The organism is Kribbella italica (assembly GCF_014205135.1).
In the GTDB taxonomy this organism is placed as follows: Bacteria; Actinomycetota; Actinomycetes; order Propionibacteriales; family Kribbellaceae; genus Kribbella; species Kribbella italica.
Genome location: NZ_JACHMY010000001.1, coordinates 1,532,496 through 1,548,071, shown reverse-complemented (window position 1 = coordinate 1,548,071; position 15,576 = coordinate 1,532,496). Strand labels below are relative to the sequence as shown.

Here is a 15,576-nt window from a genome sequence, read left to right as displayed (position 1 = left end):
TGATGGCCGTAACCGGTTCCGCCTGGTGGATCAGGCGGCGGCCGCAGCCTTGAGGGCCTGGAAGAGGCCGGCCTCGGTCAGGCCGAGGTGCTCGAGCATGATCCGGTCGCGCTCGGCCTGGGTCTGCCCGAGCGCGGCCATCTCCTGGTACAGCGTGACCAGCTCGGTCCCGCCGTACCGCTCGATCAGCAGGTCGACCGCGAGCCAGGACAGCGGGTACGACTTCAGCGAGTCCTGGAAGAAGGTCGCGTCGGCCGGCAGCGCCTTCGCCTTGGCCAGGTACTTGGTCCGGACGGTCTGCCGGTAGGTGCCGATCGCCAGGTCGCGAGCGCCGTCCATGGGCAGGAACTCGACCCAGGTCGCGGCCCCCTCGACCAGCCAGCGCGGCGCGAACGTTCCGTACGGCGCGGTCGCGACATGGGTGAACTCGTGCGCGAGCGTCCGGGCGTCGATCTTGCTCCGGTTGCGCGGGTTGATCACGACGTACGAGTCGGTCCGCTCCCCCACGCCGCTGACCTCGCCGGGCAGCGAGCGGTAGACCCAGGTCGCCATCGCGAGCGCGTCCTCGGCGTTCTTCGGCAGCGTGTAGTCCGCGCCGCGAACGACCTTGTCGTCGAGCGCGATCACCACGCCGGAGCCGGTCCAGCCGCCGGGCCAGCTCTTGCTGACCGCCTTCACCGCACTGCCGGCCTTGGTGAGCAGGCTCGCCGCCAGCTTGGTCTGGCCTGTCTCCACGACGACGAGGACTCGGGGTGCGCGTTTGACCAGGACCTCGCCGACGTCCCAGGCCTCCTGGTGCGAGCCGCGTGGGAGGCGTTTGTCGAGGTCGGTGTCGGAGACGAGCGTCCACTTCTTGTCGGGGCGCTGGACGAACGTGTAGCCGAGCATCGTCCGCGCGGGGACCGGGTCGATGCCGCGGATCTGGTAGGTCATCGCGACGGCGACGACGAAGGTGCTCGGGCCGTACTTGTCGGTGATCGCCTGGTCGTACTGCTCCTGGAGGCGCTCGTACTTGAGGCTGGCGAACCCGAAGCGGCGAAGGTTGTCGAACAGCGTGCGCTGGCGGGCGCGGAGGGCCTTGTTGGCCGGGTCGATCGCGGCGAGGAACTGGTCGGGTTTGTTGAGCCGCACGGCTTCGGCGCGGGCGGTCAGTACGGCGTCGACGCCGGACGCGCGGGCGGCCCGGTCGACCTCGGGCGTCTTGGACGCGGCGGCCACGGGCGGCGTCGTACTGTCGGTCCCGGACTTGTGGAGCGCCAGCCCACCGGCGACGGCTGCGGCCACGAGAACAAGGGCGATCAGGATCGGCCCGACGCCGTGGCGGCGCGGGGTCGCCGCCGCGTGACGCCCACGAGGCGGAACCTGGGCCGGCTCGGCGCCTGCCTCAGGTGGTTGCAGCTGAGCGGTTTGCGCAGGCTCCTCGGCAAACCAGGGGGCAGCCGCCGGGTCGTGGGGTGGCCGGCCGGGTTGAGGAGACTCCTCCGGGAACCAGGCGGCGGCCGGGCGCTCGCCGGTGTCCGCCTCGGCGGGGTCGACGGGGTGCTGCCGGACTGCCTCCCCGGCAAGCAGGGAGGCAGGCTCGCTGGATGCGGCGCTGCCTTGGTCACGAGGGTGGTCCTCCTCGGGGAACCACGAGGCGGCCGGCAGCTCCCCGGTCTCGGCCTCGGCCGGGTCGACGGGGTGCTGCCGGGGCGGCTCCTGAGCCTGCTCCTGGGGGAACCAGGGGGCAGGCTCGGGATCAGGCCCCGGCGGGCCGGCCGCGGGCGGTGTCGGGCTCACTGGTGATCGCGTCCCCCTGGTCCCGGGTGATCAGCTCGATCACTTCGCGGGCCAGTTCCTGACCGGTCAGGCCGATCTCCTGCAGGATCGCCGGCCGCTTGGCGTGGTCGAGGAAGCGCTGCGGGATCCCGAAGTCGCGGACCGGCGTACCGACCCCGGCGTCCCGGATCGCCTGCGCGATCGCCGCACCGCAACCACCGACGCGGCCGTTGTCCTCGATCGTGACGACGAACTTGTGCTCGGCCGCGAGCTCGACCAGCTCCGGCGCGACCGGCTTCACCCAGCGCGGGTCGACCACGGTCACCCCGAAGCCCTGCGCGCCGAGCCGCTCGGCGACGTCCACCGCGGTCGCGGCCATCGCGCCGATCCCGACGATCAGCACGTCCGTGCCGGTGCGGACCAGGACGTCCGTCGTACCGATCCGGTCGATCGCGTCGAGGTCGGGGAACACCTCGCCCTTGGCGTACCGCAGGACGGTCGGCGCGTCGTCCACCTCGATCGCCTCGTTCAGCAGCTCGGCGACCCGCTTGCCGTCGCGCGGCGCGGCCAGGCGGAGACCCGGCACGACCTGCAGCAGCGACATGTCCCACATGCCGTTGTGGCTCGCCCCGTCGTCACCGGTCACCCCGGCGCGGTCGAGCACGAACGTCACCCCGCACTTGTGCAGCGCGACATCCAGCAGCAACTGGTCGAACGCGCGGTTCAGGAACGTCGCGTACAGCCCGACGACCGGGTGCAGCCCGCCCATCGCGAGCCCGGCGGCGCTCGTCACCGCGTGCTGCTCGGCGATCCCGACGTCGAAGATCCGGTCCGGGAACTCCTGCCCGAACGCCGCCAGGCCGGTCGGGTGCAGCATCGCCGCGGTGATCGCGACGACGTCCGGCCGGCGGTGACCGATCTCGACCAGTTCCTCGGCGAACACGTCGGTCCAGCCACGCGGCTTGTGCGCCGGGCGGACCTGGTGGAAATTGTCCTCCTCGTCCTGCTCGGCGGCGGCGTACCCGAAGCCCTTCTGGGTCACCGCGTGCACCAGGACCGGCCCGCCGAAGGCCTTCGCCTTGGCCAGCGCGTCCTCCATCGCCACCCGGTCGTGGCCGTCCACCGGGCCGACGTACTTCAGGCCGAGGTCCTCGAACATGCCCTGCGGGGCGAGCATGTCCTTCAGCCCCTTCTTCACCCCGTGCAGCACCTCGTACATCGGCGGTCCGACGTACGGCGTCCGGCCGAGGTTGGTCTTCACCAGGTCGAGGATCTTCTCGTACCGCGGGTTGGTGCGCAGGCTGGTCAGGTGCGTGGCCAGGCCGCCGACGGTCGGGCTGTAGGACCGTCCGTTGTCGTTGACGATCACGACGAGCTTGAGGTCGTCGCAGGCGGCGATGTTGTTCAGCGCCTCCCAGGCCATGCCGCCGGTCAGGCCGCCGTCACCGATCAGCGCGACCACGTGCCGGTCCTCCTTGCGCAGGCGGTACGCCTTGGCCAGGCCGTCGGCGTACGACAGCGAGGTCGAGGCGTGGCTGTTCTCGACGATGTCGTGCTCGGACTCGGCCTGGCTCGGGTACCCCGACAGGCCGCCCTGCTGGCGCAAGGTGTCGAACTTCGGCGCCCGGCCGGTGAGCAGTTTGTGCACGTAGGTCTGGTGACCGGTGTCGTAGACCAGCCGGTCGCGCGGCGAGTCGAAGACCCGGTGCATCGCCAGGGTGATCTCGACCATGCCGAGGTTCGGGCCCAGGTGCCCGCCGGTCCGCGACACCGTCTCGACGAGCACGTCGCGGATCTCCGCGGCCAGGTCCGTCAGCTGCTGATCGGTCAGGTCCTTGAGGTCCGCCGGCCCTCCGACCGTGTCCAGCAAGCGCATCGAGCTCCTCCGCAGGGTTGTCCTCGAATGGTCGAGTCTATGCACCCCGGTCGCCGATGCCGAACGCGGCAAGGCCTTCCGGAGCAATCTCACAGTACGGGACGCTCCGGACGGTCGAGTGGTTCACCGGTGGCATCCATCTCACCTAGAGTAACCGTCATGGAGATGGTGCGGACCCTGTTCCGCAAGTACGACGGCCGCCCCCACCGCCTGATGGAGTCCCTCCACCTCGGCGAGGACGACCACGGCCTCTGGGTCGGCTCCCGCCCCGGCGACCGCGCCCAGCGCGCCGACGGCACCTGGAGGCCGGTCGACCACAGCCGCGTCCGCCTCTTCCCCCGCGGCCAGTGGTGGAGCGCCCTGTTCAACGACGCGCCCCACCCCACCGAGATCTACTGCGACATCACCATGCCGCCCGAGTTCGGCGTCGACACCGTCACCGCCGTCGACCTCGACCTCGACATCCGCCGCCTCCGCGACGGCACGGTCAAGGTGATGGACGAAGACGAGTTCGCCGCCCACCAGGTCCACTACGGCTACCCACCCCAGGTAGTCGCCACCGCCCAGGCCACCTGCGCCTGGGTCGTGTCCAACATCACCACCGCGGAACCGTTCCTGACGGTCTACAAGACCTACTTGGACCGCGTCCGGGGGTTGGCGGACTAGGAGGTCAGCGGCCGAGGACCTTGTACTTCGCCTCGGCGGTGCCCTTCTGGGGTTCCCACCATGCCGTGTTCGCCTTGTACCAGTCGATGGTGGCGGACAGGCCCGCGTCGAAGTCGGCGTAGCGGGGGGTCCAGCCGAGTTCGGTGCGGATCTTGGTGGAGTCGTTGGAGTAGCGCAGGTCGTGGCCGGGGCGGTCGTTGACGTGGACGAAGGCGTCTTCGGGCTCGCCCATCAGCGTCAGGATCTTCTCGATGATCTGCTTGTTGCTGCGCTCATCGCCGGAGCCGATCAGGTACGTCTCGCCGAGGCGGCCGTCGGTGATGATCCGGTGCACCGCGTCGTTGTGGTCCTCGACGTGGGTCCACTCGCGGACGTTCTCGCCGGCGCCGTACAGCTTGGGCTTGTCGCCGATCAGGACGTTGGTGATCTGCCGCGGGATCAGCTTCTCGACGTGCTGGTACGGGCCGTAGTTGTTCGCGCAGTTCGACAGCGTCGCGGCCACGCCGTACGAGCGGGCCCAGGCGCGGACCAGCATGTCGGAGCTCGCCTTCGAGGCCGAGTACGGCGAGGACGGGTCGTACGCCGTGGTCTCGGTGAACTGGTCGACCGAGTCCAGCGGGAGGTCGCCGAAGACCTCGTCGGTGGAGATGTGGTGCATCCGCTTGTCGTGCTTGCGGACCGCCTCGAGCAGCGTGAAGGTGCCGATGATGTTCGACTTGATGAACGGCGACGGGTCGTTCAGCGAGTTGTCGACGTGCGACTCGGCGGCGAAGTGCACGAGCACGTCGGTCGCGCCGACGAGCCGGTCGACGAGTTCGGCGTCACAGATGTCGCCGTGCACGAAGGTGACCTGCTCGGCGACCGGGTCCAGGTTGCTCCGGCTGCCGGCGTACGTGAGCGCGTCGAGCACCGCGACCTCGACGTCGGGGTACCGCCGTACCGTGTCGTGCACGAAGTTCGAGCCGATGAAGCCGGCGCCGCCGGTGATGAGCATCCGTCGCATGCGGCACAGGATAGCGAGGCCGGAGGTGACCGGTCGCGCCGGTACGGTGACGCCATGCGCAAGGTGCGGGTTGTGTTTCGCAAGTACGACGGCAAGCTCCACTGGCACCAGTGGATGACCCACCTCGGAGAAGACCAGTACGGCGTGTGGTTGGGGATGCCGGCCGGGGCCGTCGCCCAGCGCGGCGAGGAGCCGGCGATCACCATGGACGCGGCCAGCGTGATGCTGTTCCCGCGGGACCAGTGGTTCACGGCCGCCTTCAACGACGTCCCGGCCAGGACCGAGATCTACTGCGACATCACCACGCCGGTGACGTTCGGCGAGGACGAGTTCACGATGGTCGATCTCGACCTCGACGTGGTGAAGCGGCGCGACGGCAGCTTCTACGTCGACGACGAGGACGAGTTCGCCGAGCACCAGGTGAAGTACGACTACCCGCCCGACGTGATCCGGGCCGCGCAGGCGTCGTGCGACCGGCTGTCGGGCGCAGTGATGACCGAGGAGCCGTTCCTGACGGCGTACGAGGCGTACCTGGATCAGGTCCGCTAGAAGTCAGGCGGCCGGGCCGGCCACCACCGGAACCGCCCCGTCCCAGTGCGGCCAGCCCGGCAGCGATCCAAGAGTCCACTAACTGAGGGTCACCCGCAAGCTTTTGCAGGGTCACTCACGAAACTTTCAGTAACTGCGGTGCAGACTGAGCGCGGCGCGGTCGAGTTTCACCGCGTTCGGCAGCAGTCCGTTCTGCCCGGCGAACATGTCGGCGGCCGGCGCGACGCTGAGGTACAGCGACTTCCCGGCCGGTACGTCGACGGCGATCCCGGGCAGCTCGACGGTCCGTCGGACGTTCCGGACGACGCGCGGCTCCCGCAGCGGCATCGTGTTGTTCTGCACGATCTTCGCGTCCAGCGGCGACGTGCCCACGCTCAGCGCGAAGTACGCCGCAGCGTCCGGCCGCAGCGTGGTCACCTTCGCGTCGAGCCGCGGCACGCCGGTGACAGTGATCGGGCCCTTGGCCAGTTCGACCGTGACCGGCAGCCCGGCGTTCGCGCTGCTGGTGACGCTGCCGACGGTGTACCGCCGGTTCGGCGTCAGGTCGCGCTCGGTCGCGCAGCGTCCGTCGGCGGTCGCCAGGTGGTAGCGCCCGAATCCGGTCAGCCCACTGCGGCGGTGCTTGAGGTTGAGGTCGAGGAACCGCTGCGCGAGCGCCCCGAAGTTCGGGCTGCCGAGCGCGATCGAGCACGGGTCGCCCGGCGTCGCGTAGCCCGGCGGGACGACGCTCGGCAACGTGTGCCCGCCGTTGTAGCCGACCAGCATCGACCGGGCCCGCGCCCGCGGTGTGAGCGCCCGGTCGAAGTTCTGCAGACCCTGGTTGAGGTTGAACAGGTTGTCCGACAGTCCCTGCCCGATCAGCACCGGTACGTCGAGCTTCCGGCCGTGCCGTACGTGCCAGGCCGGTCCGTTCTTCGCGAAGAAGGCGTCCAGGTCACGACCGGCCTGTCCGGCCGGCCAGGCGCCGGTGGTGATCAGCGCGACGAACGCCGCCTGGACCGCGGGTGGCAGGTTCTGGCCGCCTCCGGCGTACAGGATCGTCAGCCACATCGTCCGCGCCGACTCGTCCGGCGCCAGGCTCTGCTTGAGGTCCCACCAGGTGATCTCGGGGACCAGCGCATCGAACCGGGTGCGGCCCTTGTCGCGCAGTTCGGTGAACGCGCCGGCGAACTGGTAGCCACCACCGTACGATCCGCCGATCGCGCCGATCAGCGGATCGCCCGGCCGTTGTCTGGTCACCCAGTCGAGCCCGGCGACGAAGTCGACCAGCCGGATCACGTCGCGGCCCTCGAGATCGGGGTTCATCACGTGCGCGACGCCGGTGCTCTCGCCGAAGCTGCGCTGGTCGAAGCTCAGCACGCCGTACCCGGCCTGCAAGTACGACGCGAACGCGGCGGCGTCCTTGGTCCGGCTGCCGCCCCACCCGTGGCTGTGGAAGACCAGTGGCACGGTACGGCGCGCGGACGCGCCGGCCGGTTTGAACAGCGAGTAGCAGATCCGCACCGGCGTCGTGCTGCCCGGCTCGGGCACGCTCTCGACACAGCCGTTGGTGGTGACCGGATCGGTCGCACCGGCGGCGGCCGAGGCCGGCAGCCCGACCGCCAGCAGGGCAAGGACGGTGCCGAGGGCAAGAGTCTTCAGACGGCGCACGGTGACTCCTCGTACGGGGACGGTCCGGTGCGGTCACCGTAGACGACACCCAGGACCGTTGGAACAGCCGGGCGCCAGAGGGTTGTCCACAGGCGCTCGGTTCCTTGCGGGCGGATCGCGGGTCTGCCTGACACACTGTGCGCGTGGAAATCGCGATCGAGATCGTCGCCCTGGTCGCGCTGGTGGCGACGGGGGCCGCGCTGGCCCGCCGGATCGGGGTGTCGGCTCCCCTGCTGCTGGTCGTGATCGGCGTGGTGGCGTCGTACCTGCCGTTCGTCCCGCGGGTGGAGCTGTCGCACGAGGTCGTGCTGGTCGGCTTCCTGCCCCCGCTGCTGTACTCGGCGGCCATCAAGACCAGCCTGGTCGACTTCTCCCAGCACCGGCGCTCGATCGGCCTGCTGTCGGTCGGCCTGGTGGCCTTCACCGCGCTCGGCGTCGGCCTCGTCGCGTACTGGCTGCTCGGAGGCCTGGCCGAGGCCGACGGGCAGAAGCCGCTGCCGCTGTGGGCCGCGTTCGCACTCGGCGCGGTCGTCGCGCCGCCGGACGCCGTCGCGGCCACCGCGATCGCCCGCAAGGTCGGCCTGCCACGGCGCGTGGTCACGATCCTCGAGGGCGAGAGCCTGCTGAACGACGCGACCGCGCTGGTCTGCCTGCGGACCGCGATCGGGGCCGCGCTGGTCACTCCGATGTTCGTGGACGTGAGCCTGGACTTCCTGCGCGCGGCCGGTGGCGGCGTCGTGGTCGGTCTGGTCGTCGCGATCGTGCTGGCCAAGATCCGCCGGCGGTTCACCGACCCGGTGCTGGACACGACGCTCAGCCTGACCGCGCCGTTCATCGCGTACGTCGCGGCGGAGAACCACTACGTGCACGCGTCCGGCGTACTGGCTGTGGTGGTCACCGGGCTGCTGCTCGGGCACAAGGCGCCGATCATCCAGTCGGCGGCGTCGCGGATCTCCGAGCGGACCAACTGGCGCACGATCCAGTTCCTGCTGGAGAACACGGTCTTCCTGCTGATCGGCCTGCAGACCCGGTGGATCCTCGACGACCTGGCGGAGAGCCCGCTGTCGGGCAGCACGATCGCGATCGCGACCATCGGGGTCTTCCTCGCCGTGGTGCTGATCCGGCCGATCTGGCTGTTCCCGGTGACGATGCTGTCCCGCAAGATCCTCGGCCGGTCGCGGCCCGGGCCGGTGACCTGGCAGGCGCTGGTCGTGGTGTCGTGGGCCGGCATGCGTGGCGTGGTGACGCTGGCCGCGGTGTTCGTGCTGCCGCCGGAGACGCCGCACCGCGAGGTGCTGGTCTTCATCGCGCTGGCCGTCACCGCGGGGACGCTGCTGCTGCAGGGCTCGACACTGCCCTGGCTGGTACGACGGATGCGGCTGCCCGGCCCCGACCCGGCCGAGGACGCGCTGCAGGAGGCCGCCGTACTGCAGGCCGCGCACAAGGCCGGCGAGGAGGAGCTCGACCGGGTCCTCACGCCCGAGGACCCGCCGCAGGTCGTCGAGCTGCTCCGCCAGCGCGGCGAGGCGCGGGCACTGGCCGCGTGGGAGCGACTCGGCCGGCCCGAAACCGAGTACGAAACGCCGAGTGAGGCTTATCGTCGACTTCGGATGGTCATGCTGCAGGCCGAGCGTGGCCACATCCTCAAGGTCCGGGACGAGGGCCTCGTCGCCGACGAGGTGCTGCAACGGGCACAGATCGCACTCGACATCGAGGAGTCCATCTTGGATCGCGCAGAAGCCGACGACGTCGGCGGACAGTCCGACGACCTCCGCGGGCCGGCCCCGAAGGGCGGTCCGTGCGAGCACCTGGCCGACGCCCCGGTGGTGAAGACGCCGAACACGCCCGAGGGCTGCGAGGAGTGCCTCGCGGCCGGCGGCACGTGGGTGCACCTGCGGCTGTGCCTCGGTTGCGGGCACGTCGGCTGCTGCGACTCGTCGCAGATGAAGCACGCCAGCAAGCACTTCGCCGGGACCGGGCACCCGGTGATGCGCAGCTTCGAGCCCGGCGAGAACTGGCGCTGGTGCTTCGTGGACGAAACCATCGGGTGATGGCCGACTGCCTGTTCTGCTCGATCGTCGCGGGGTCGACGCCGGCGCACCTCGTGCTGGACACGCCCGAGGTGGTCGGGTTCCTCGACATCCGGCCGGTGTTCAAGGGGCACACGCTGATCGTGCCGCGTGAACACGTCGCGACGATGGTCGAGCTCCCGGACGAACTGACCGTGCCGCTGTTCGGGGCGGCGCGGTCGGTCGCGGCGGCTGTGCGTACGGCGTACGGCGCGCAGGGGTCGTTCGTGGCGGTGAACAACGTCGTGTCGCAGTCGGTGCCGCACCTGCACGTGCACGTCGTACCGCGGACGAAGGGCGACGGGCTGCGCGGGTTCTTCTGGCCGCGGACCAAGTACGCCGACGACGCCGAGGCCGCGTCGTACGCCGCTCAGCTGCGGGACGCACTGTCCGCGTGATCGCTGTCCATCTGGGGCCCGGTCGTTCGTGGTAGAGGCACAACGACCGACGAACCGAGGAGATCCACCGTGAAGTACCTGCTGCTGATCAACGCGTCCCCGACACCGTCCGGCGAGGTCGAGGGCTGTACGCCGGCCGACTGGATGGCCTTCGACCAGGAGGTCCGCGACGCCGGCATCATGGTCTCGGGCGAGTCGCTGGCCGACCTGGTCACCGCCACCGTCGTGAAGGTCGACGCCGCCGGACACCGCACCGTCACCGACGGCCCGTTCGCCGAGACCCGTGAGGTGCTGGGCGGCTTCTACGTGATCGACGTCCCCGACCTGGACGTCGCCCTCGACTGGGCCGCCCGCTGCCCCGGCTCCCGGGACGGCGGCAACATCGTCGTCCGCCCCATCGCCGACTTCGACTGATGCCTGACGGGACGCCTGCGCTCCCCGCCTCGGGCGGGGAGCGCTCTCCCGGGTCTTTCCCCACCGACGCGGTCGGCATGGTCGAGCAGGTGTTCCGCGAAGAGCGCGGCCGGCTGCTGGCCGCGCTCAGCCGACGGTTCGGGGACCTCGATCTGGCCGAGGAGGTCACCTCCGAAGCGATCGAGATCGCCCTGGAGAAGTGGCCCATCGACGGCGTACCGCCCAAGCCGGGCGCCTGGCTGATGACGACGGCTCGCCGCAAGGCCGTCGACCGTCTCCGCCGCGACAAGACCTACGCCGCGCGCCTCGCCGTACTGCAGGTGGAGGCCGACCTGAGGGATCCGGCGCCGGCTTCGGAGTTCCCTGACGATCGCCTCCAGCTGTTCTTCACCTGCGCCCACCCGGCGTTGCCCGCCGAGGACCGCATCGCGCTGACCTTGCGCTGCCTGGCCGGCTTGACCACCCCCGAGGTCGCCCGCGCGTTCCTCGTGCCAACGGCAACGATGGCCAAGCGCATCGTCCGCGCGAAGAAGAAGATCCGCGAGGCCAGAATCCCCTTCCGCGTACCGTCCGCCGACGAGCTGCCCGAGCGGCTGCCCGGCGTACTGCAGGTGACCTACTCGATCTTCACCGAGGGGTACGCCGCCAGCTCCGGCGCCGACCTGCAACGCGTCGACCTCGCCGACGAGGCGATCCGCCTCGCGCGCATCCTGCACCGCCTGATGCCCACCGACCGCGAGGTCGCCGGCCTGCTCGCGCTCATGCTGCTCATCCACGCCCGCCGCGACGCCCGCACCGGCCCCGACGGCGAACTCGTCCTCCTCGACGACCAGGACCGCGCCCGCTGGGACCGCACGATGATCGAGGAAGGCCGCGCCCTCGTCCTGACCGCGATCACCGGCCCACCCGGCCCGTACGGCGTCCAGGCCGCGATCGCCTCCCTCCACGACGAGGCCGTCGACGTCGCGACCACGGACTGGCCGCAGATCGTTGCCCTGTACGACGTACTGCTGGCGCTCGTGCCTTCCCCCGTCGTCGCGCTCAACCGCGCCGCCGCCCTCGCGTTGCGCGACGGCCCCGAGGCAGGTCTCCGCCTGATCGACGAACTCGCCGACGAACCGCTGCTGCAGACCTACCACCCGTACCACCTGGCGCGAGCCGACCTCCTCGAACGCCTCAACCGCCGCGCCGAAGCAGCCGCGGCGTACCAGCGAGCTCTGGACTCGGCCGGCACCGACCCGGAACGGCGGCACGTCGAGCGTCGTCTGCAGAGACTTTCGCCCTAGCTGTCCATCCACGCGCTCCTCGTTCGTGGTGATGCAAAGACCGACGAGAGGAACCTCCATGGACGACCGCGCCGTACTCGCCCTGACCACCGCCGAGCGACTCAGCCTCGCCGACTTCTTCGACAGCCTGACCGCCGCCGAGTGGCAGGCCGACTCGCTCTGCGCCGGCTGGACCGTGCACGATGTCGCCGCGCACATGACGCTGTCGACGCGAACGACCGTGCCGATGGTCATCAAGGGCGCGATCCGGGCGCGCGGGAGTTTCGACCGGATGGAGCTGTTGTTCGCCACCGAGCGCGCCGCCCGCTTCTCCCCCGCCGAACTGGTCACCCAGCTCCGCGAGACCGCGACCTCGGCCCACCGCACCCTCGGCGCCGGCATCGTCGACCCGCTGCTCGACGCACTGGTGCACGGTCAGGACGTCGCCCGCCCGCTCGGCCGCCCTCGCCCGATGCCCGCCGAGGCCGCTGTCATCGCGCTGGAACACGTCCTGAGCAGCAAGTTCTACGGGGCGCCCAAGCGCCTCCGCGACGTACGCCTGATCGCCACCGACCACCCCTGGTCCAGCGGCACCGGCTCCCACGAACTCCGCGGCCCTCTCGCCGACCTGATCCTCACCGCCACCGGCCGCCCAGCCGGCCTCCTCAACCTCACCGGCCCGGCCCTCCCCAAGGTCACCGCCGCCCTCTGAGCCGGGATCGACTCGGCCGGTCGGTCAGTCCAGCGGGCGGTCCAGGCGGGTCGACAGCTTGGTGAGGGCCTTGGCCGCCGCTGTGCGGACGGTAGGGTCGGGGTCGTTGCGGAGGGGGCCGATCGCCTCCGCGTGTTCGTACTCGCCTGCGGCGCCGACAGCCCGTACGGCGGCTGCACGGATGCGCGGGAGTTCGTGGGTGAGCATGGGGATCAAGGCATCGACCAGTTCGCCGAGTTCGCGTTGTGCGGTGATTCGGGCGACGTGCTCCCGCACTCGCCAGGCCGGGTCGTCGGCGACCGCTCGCAGCGCATCGACGGCGTCGTCCTGCCACGCGTACATGAGGACCCGCGCAGCCCACACCCGCACCCAGTAGTAGTTGACCGGGTCGACCGGGTGCTTCCAGCCGCCTGGGTTCGTACTGCCGGTGATCGCCACGAGCTTCGGCAGGTCCGGCCCGTACGCGTCCTCGCCGGAGATCTCCCCGGTGAGCAGCGCGACGCACCAGCCGACGACGACCTCCTCGCCGTACTGGGCGCACGCGACCTGGACCACCTCTCGCGGATGAGCTGCCACGCGACCAGTAAAGCGGGCGGCACCGACAACTCAGAGCAGCGACTTGAGGATGACGAGGATCGACGAGAGTCCGGCCAGGATCAGGATCGTCTGCCGGAGTCGTGGCCCGCGGAACCGGCTCTGCAGCGGTACGGCGACGGCGAACCCGATCCCGAGCGCCGGGATCCACGCCAAGCCGTACTGCAGCTGGTGCCGGGTCAGTTGCCCGCCGATCCCGATCGCCGCGAGCGACACAGCGGATCCGATGAAGAAGAACGCCGCCAGCGTCGCCCGCAGCCGCGGCGCCTGCTCGTGCTGCAGCACGACCGCCGCCGGCGGACCCCCGATCGACGCCGCCGTACCGGAGACCCCCGCGATCGCTCCGGCGATGATCAGGTTCTGCCGGGTCGCCCGGACGTCGAGCCGCCAGAACGTCAGCACGACCGCCCCCAGGACGACGAATCCGACCACCGCGCCGATCGCCCGCGCCGACAGCCAGCCCAGCACGAGGACGCCTAACGGCGTCGTCACCACTCGCGCGCCGGTCAGCCACCCGGCCTGCCGCCAGTCGATCTGCCGCCACTCGCGCGCGAGGGTCAGAATCGGCAGCAGCATCCCGAGGACGAGCATCCCGCCCGGCATCAGCGACGGATCGAGCAGCGCTACCACCGGCGCTCCGATCAGCATCAGCCCGAGCCCGAGCGTTCCCTGGACGACGGCCGCCACCGCGATCGCCAGTCCCCCCAGCACCAGCACACCGAGCTCCACGCCACCCAGCCTCTCAGTGTCATGACTGCAAACGTCATCCGGGCCTTGCCGACCACCGCCGAGCGCCCCATCCAGCACCGGCAAAATCCAATCGGCCTGACCTGTAACGACCGCCATACTCCCGGACATGGGTGGAACATGAGGAGTCCTTCGAGTCCGCCCCCACCGGTTGACCTCGGTGTGATGCCGGACCACGAACGCAGGTTTCGGGAGCTGTTCGACAGCCAGTTCCGCCCGCTGCTCGGGTACGCCTTGCGGCGGGTCGGCTCGCCTGACGATGCCGCCGACGTCGTCGCCGAGTCGATGCTCGTGGCCTGGCGGCGGATCGACGAGGTGCCGGTGGACGACTCGGCCAGGCTCTGGCTGTACGGCGTCGCGCGCCGCGTCGTCGCCAACCATCGCCGTGGCGAGCTCCGGCGGGACCGGCTCGCCGGGCGCCTGCGGCAGCACCTGGTCGAGGCGATGCCCGACCACAGCGATCTCACCGGCTCGACCGCGGTGATCCAGCAGGGCCTGGACAGTTTGAGCGACGACGATCGCGACTTGCTGATGCTGACCGCGTGGGACGGGCTCGAACCGCGCGAGGCCGCGGTCGTGCTCGGCGTACCGGCCCGGACCGTGCGGACGCGGCTGCACCGGGCCAGAACCAGATTGCGGACTGCGATCGGAGACGCCTTCGGGGATTCCGGACATGAACGGGAAGACCAACCCAAGCGACCAGCACAGGAGGAGCAATGAACGACGACGAGCTCGACCGTCTGATCGCCCGGGCCAACCCGTACGGCGATGCGACGGTCCGGCAGTTGCGGACCGACGGCGCCGAGTCCGACCTGCTGGAGGACATCATCAGCACCGAAGCACCAGACACCGGCCCGGGCCGCGTCTCCGGAGAGCCGAGCGACCCCCGCCGCAAGCACGCGGTACCGACTTTCGCCGACGCATCAGCTCGGCGGCGGCCCAAGGCCCGGCGCCGCGCGGTGATCCTGCTCGCGGCCGCGGCGACGGTCGCCGTGGCGCTCACCGGAGTCTTCTTCCCCGAGGGCAGCAACCCGGTCGCGCCGGTCTCGGCGTACGGCGCCGAGTTCCGCGCGGTGACGGACGCGACGCCGCGATTGGTGCTCGACGACCCGGCCTGGAAGATCGTCGACATCCCGCAGTTCACCGCCGACGACGGCGAGATCAGGTTCGGCCGCGGCAAGGAGCGGCTCCAGGTGAACTGGCGGCCCGCCGGCCACTACGCCGGGCGCCTTGCCGGATTCAAGGATCCCGGCGCGCCGGCGCGAGGCAGTGCGATCGAGCTGCTCGGACAGAAGGGCACGCTGTACCAGATCGGCACCTCGGCGGACCTGACGGCGCTGTTCCCGCCCCAGGGTCGCTACCTGCTGGAGATCCGCGGCGACGTCGGTTCGGTCGCGGCGTACCGGAGCCTGGTGGCCAAGCTGAAGACCGTCGACACCGACACCTGGCTCGGGGCGATGCCGGACACGATCGTCAAGCAGTCCGACGCACCGCGGGTGATCGACGAGATGCTGGCCGACGTACCGGTCCTGCCCGGCTTCGACCGGACGCCGTTCCTGAAGGTCCTCGTGCTGAGTCGCTACCAGTTCGGTGCCAAGGTCACCGAGGCGGTCGCCTGCGGATGGTTCGAGCAGTGGGCCGTCGCGAAGAAGGCGGGTGACAAGGCGAAGATGAAGCAGGCCACCGAAGCGATCCAGGGCAGCCGCAACTGGAAGGTCCTGCAGGAGATGGACAAGACCGGCCGGTTCTCGGAAGGCCTCTGGCAGGACGGCGACCGGATGGCCGGTAACGAGGATCCGCGGGAGAGGAACGGCATGTGCCGCTGAGCTAGCCGAACGATGAAGGCCGGCAGCAGGAGCTCCTGCTGCCGGCCTT

15 protein-coding genes are annotated in these 15,576 nt (G+C 70.5%); 9 read left to right on the top strand and 6 right to left on the bottom strand.

Features of this window, described 5'->3' with window-relative positions; genetic code table 11:
- Positions 1 to 30: 30 nt before the first annotated feature.
- Both HDA39_RS07225 and dxs read right to left on the bottom strand, forming a co-directional pair.
- Positions 31 to 1,779 carry a hypothetical protein gene (locus tag HDA39_RS07225; RefSeq protein ID WP_238355997.1) on the bottom strand — a complete coding sequence of 583 codons (1,749 nt, stop codon included), beginning with the start codon at positions 1,777 to 1,779 and terminating at the stop codon, positions 31 to 33.
- Positions 1,739 to 3,634 carry a 1-deoxy-D-xylulose-5-phosphate synthase gene (gene dxs / locus HDA39_RS07220; RefSeq protein WP_184794453.1) on the bottom strand — a complete coding sequence of 632 codons (1,896 nt, stop codon included), beginning with the start codon at positions 3,632 to 3,634 and terminating at the stop codon, positions 1,739 to 1,741. Before dxs ends, HDA39_RS07225 begins: the two co-directional genes overlap by 41 nt.
- A 159-nt stretch (positions 3,635 to 3,793) precedes the next feature.
- Between dxs and HDA39_RS07215 the strand changes: the two genes are divergently transcribed.
- Positions 3,794 to 4,300 carry a ribonuclease FAU-1 family protein gene (locus HDA39_RS07215; RefSeq protein ID WP_184794452.1) on the top strand — a complete coding sequence of 169 codons (507 nt, stop codon included), beginning with the start codon at positions 3,794 to 3,796 and terminating at the stop codon, positions 4,298 to 4,300.
- Between the two features lie 4 nt (positions 4,301 to 4,304).
- Here HDA39_RS07215 and rfbB read toward each other — a convergent pair whose 3' ends face one another.
- Positions 4,305 to 5,303, bottom strand: a complete 999-nt coding sequence (gene rfbB / locus HDA39_RS07210) for a dTDP-glucose 4,6-dehydratase (RefSeq protein WP_202892897.1) — start codon at positions 5,301 to 5,303, stop codon at positions 4,305 to 4,307.
- A 54-nt stretch (positions 5,304 to 5,357) separates the two neighbouring features.
- On the opposite strand from rfbB, the gene HDA39_RS07205 reads away from it, so the two are divergent.
- On the top strand, positions 5,358 to 5,852 hold the full coding sequence (locus tag HDA39_RS07205; protein ID WP_184794451.1) for a DUF402 domain-containing protein: 495 nt from the start codon (positions 5,358 to 5,360) through the stop codon (positions 5,850 to 5,852).
- Between the two features lie 126 nt (positions 5,853 to 5,978).
- On the opposite strand, the gene HDA39_RS07200 is transcribed toward HDA39_RS07205, so the two are convergent.
- Positions 5,979 to 7,502, bottom strand: coding sequence for a CocE/NonD family hydrolase (locus HDA39_RS07200; RefSeq protein ID WP_184794450.1), 1,524 nt, complete (start codon positions 7,500 to 7,502; stop codon positions 5,979 to 5,981).
- Positions 7,503 to 7,645: 143 nt separating this feature from the next.
- On the opposite strand from HDA39_RS07200, the gene HDA39_RS07195 reads away from it, so the two are divergent.
- From HDA39_RS07195 to HDA39_RS07175, 5 genes are all read left to right on the top strand, one after another.
- Complete coding sequence (locus HDA39_RS07195) at positions 7,646 to 9,553, top strand: Na+/H+ antiporter (RefSeq protein ID WP_184794449.1); 1,908 nt, start codon at positions 7,646 to 7,648, stop codon at positions 9,551 to 9,553.
- A complete protein-coding gene (locus HDA39_RS07190) occupies positions 9,553 to 9,969 on the top strand; it encodes an HIT family protein (RefSeq protein WP_184794448.1) in 417 nt (138 codons plus the stop codon). The genes HDA39_RS07195 and HDA39_RS07190 overlap by 1 nt, the downstream gene beginning before the upstream one ends.
- Positions 9,970 to 10,038: 69 nt before the next feature.
- The gene (locus HDA39_RS07185) at positions 10,039 to 10,383 is read left to right on the top strand and encodes a YciI family protein (RefSeq protein WP_184794447.1); all 345 of its coding nucleotides are present in this window, start codon (positions 10,039 to 10,041) and stop codon (positions 10,381 to 10,383) included.
- A gap of 77 nt (positions 10,384 to 10,460) precedes the next feature.
- The gene (locus tag HDA39_RS07180) at positions 10,461 to 11,669 is read left to right on the top strand and encodes an RNA polymerase sigma factor (RefSeq protein ID WP_184805664.1); all 1,209 of its coding nucleotides are present in this window, start codon (positions 10,461 to 10,463) and stop codon (positions 11,667 to 11,669) included.
- Positions 11,670 to 11,727: 58 nt separating this feature from the next.
- On the top strand, positions 11,728 to 12,360 hold the full coding sequence (locus HDA39_RS07175; protein WP_184794446.1) for a maleylpyruvate isomerase family mycothiol-dependent enzyme: 633 nt from the start codon (positions 11,728 to 11,730) through the stop codon (positions 12,358 to 12,360).
- 24 nt (positions 12,361 to 12,384) lie between these two features.
- Here the strand turns inward: HDA39_RS07175 and HDA39_RS43630 are convergent, their stop codons facing one another.
- The gene (locus HDA39_RS43630; RefSeq protein ID WP_184794445.1) at positions 12,385 to 12,936 is read right to left on the bottom strand and encodes a HEAT repeat domain-containing protein; all 552 of its coding nucleotides are present in this window, start codon (positions 12,934 to 12,936) and stop codon (positions 12,385 to 12,387) included.
- A 30-nt stretch (positions 12,937 to 12,966) separates the two neighbouring features.
- The gene (locus tag HDA39_RS07165) at positions 12,967 to 13,683 is read right to left on the bottom strand and encodes a TSUP family transporter (RefSeq protein WP_184794444.1); all 717 of its coding nucleotides are present in this window, start codon (positions 13,681 to 13,683) and stop codon (positions 12,967 to 12,969) included.
- Positions 13,684 to 13,866: 183 nt separating this feature from the next.
- Here HDA39_RS07165 and HDA39_RS07160 point away from each other — a divergent pair, with 183 nt between their 5' ends.
- Entirely contained in the window at positions 13,867 to 14,421 is a 555-nt protein-coding gene (locus tag HDA39_RS07160; RefSeq protein WP_238355996.1) for an RNA polymerase sigma factor, read from the top strand.
- Positions 14,418 to 15,527, top strand: a complete 1,110-nt coding sequence (locus HDA39_RS07155; protein ID WP_184794442.1) for a hypothetical protein — start codon at positions 14,418 to 14,420, stop codon at positions 15,525 to 15,527. Before HDA39_RS07160 ends, HDA39_RS07155 begins: the two co-directional genes overlap by 4 nt.
- Positions 15,528 to 15,576 lie beyond the last annotated feature (49 nt).

Bases quoted from the DNA above. Each gene is read 5' to 3' on its own strand.
- HDA39_RS07175 (WP_184794446.1), top strand. From the start codon at position 11,728: ATGGACGACCGCGCCGTACTCGCCCTGACCACCGCCGAGCGACTCAGC.
- HDA39_RS07180 (WP_184805664.1), top strand. From the start codon at position 10,461: ATGGTCGAGCAGGTGTTCCGCGAAGAGCGCGGCCGGCTGCTGGCCGCG.
- HDA39_RS07205 (WP_184794451.1), top strand. From the start codon at position 5,358: ATGCGCAAGGTGCGGGTTGTGTTTCGCAAGTACGACGGCAAGCTCCAC.
- rfbB (WP_202892897.1), bottom strand. From the start codon at position 5,303: ATGCGACGGATGCTCATCACCGGCGGCGCCGGCTTCATCGGCTCGAAC.
- HDA39_RS07155 (WP_184794442.1), top strand. From the start codon at position 14,418: ATGAACGACGACGAGCTCGACCGTCTGATCGCCCGGGCCAACCCGTAC.
- HDA39_RS07160 (WP_238355996.1), top strand. From the start codon at position 13,867: ATGCCGGACCACGAACGCAGGTTTCGGGAGCTGTTCGACAGCCAGTTC.
- HDA39_RS07190 (WP_184794448.1), top strand. From the start codon at position 9,553: ATGGCCGACTGCCTGTTCTGCTCGATCGTCGCGGGGTCGACGCCGGCG.
- HDA39_RS07215 (WP_184794452.1), top strand. From the start codon at position 3,794: ATGGAGATGGTGCGGACCCTGTTCCGCAAGTACGACGGCCGCCCCCAC.
- dxs (WP_184794453.1), bottom strand. From the start codon at position 3,634: ATGCGCTTGCTGGACACGGTCGGAGGGCCGGCGGACCTCAAGGACCTG.